The 1285-nt window shown below is 60.2% G+C and carries 1 protein-coding gene; it reads right to left on the bottom strand.

Annotated features, from left to right (window positions below; genetic code table 11):
• Positions 1-1285: NAD-glutamate dehydrogenase domain-containing protein (locus D8V06_RS10030; protein WP_177434405.1), on the bottom strand; the 1285-nt coding region annotated here is incomplete at both ends.

Raw genomic sequence — 1285 nt, 5'->3', positions numbered from 1 at the left:
CTTCGACGCGTGGCGAGTAGACGAAGATTTCAAACTTCGGCACTGGCTTGGGCAGTTCAGGGATCAGGTGCGGGTTGAACTTGAAGCTGAAGTACGACTTGTTCTGGCCGTTGGCGTCGGTCTGGTAGAAGTTGGTCCGCAGGGTCGCCTTGATCAGGTCAAGGTAGCGACGCAGGATGCGGTCTTCGTTCAACACCTGGACGTCGTCCAGTGCCGCCAGGATCGCGTGTTCCAGACGTTGTTGCTTGTCGTCCAGGTCATCGCCGCTCAACTTGCGCGCCAGGTAGAAACGGGTCTTGAACAACCGGGTCAGCTCGCGAGCGATGTCGGTGTGGTTGTTCAGGGTGCTGGCGATGTAACCCAGGTCGAAGCCCAGACGGATCTGCTTCAGGTAGCGAGCGTAGGCACGCAGCAGCGCCACGTCGCGCCATGGCAGGCCGGCGGTCAGCACCAGGCGGTTGAACGCATCGTTCTCGGCATCGCCACGCACGATGTGGACGAACGCGTCCTGCAGGGTGTCGTTGAGTTGCTGGATGTCCAGGTCCAGGCCTTCAGCCGCGGTGAAGGCGAAATCATGAATCCAGAACTCGCGGCCATTGGTGTGACGCAGGCGGTACGGGAATTCACCCAGTACGCGCAGGCCGAGGTTTTCCAGGATCGGCAACACGTCGGACAGTGCCAGCGGGGTATCGGCGTGGTACAGCTTGCAATGCAGCTCACGCTGACCGGACACCTGGCCCAGCGGCTGATAGAAGCTCATCACCAGCGGATTTTTTTCGCTGAGGTTCAGCAGGTGCTGCATGTCGACCACGGCCGAATGCGCAGCGAAACGCTCGCGGTAACCGGCCGGGAAGCCTTTCGGGAAGTCGGCCAGCACGTTGGTGCCATGGGCTTCGCCGAAGGTTTCGACAGTCAGGGCCGAATAGTCGTCCTGCCAGCTGCGGCAGGCCTGGATCACTTCGTTTTCCAGCTGCTGCGGGTCGATGTCGATACGGTTTTTCGGATCGACACGCAGGATCAGTTGTACGCGGGCCAGCACGGATTCGGAGAAGAAGGTCCAGAATTCGCAGTCCGAGGCTTTCAGGCGATCCATCAGCACTTGCTGGATCTTCTGGCGCACTTCGGTGGAATAGATGTCACGCGGCACATAGGCCAGGCAGTAGCAGAAACGGCCGTACGGGTCTTTGCGCAGGAACACGCGGATCTTGTTGCGTTCCTGGATCTGCACGATCGACATCACGGTGCTGAACAGCTCGTCCACCGGCGTCTGGAACAGATCGTCGCG

Origin of the sequence: Pseudomonas sp. Sample_24 (genome assembly GCF_004307605.1) — a bacterium.
GTDB lineage: Bacteria > Pseudomonadota > Gammaproteobacteria > Pseudomonadales > Pseudomonadaceae > Aquipseudomonas.
This window is presented reverse-complemented; position numbering and strand designations above follow the sequence as displayed.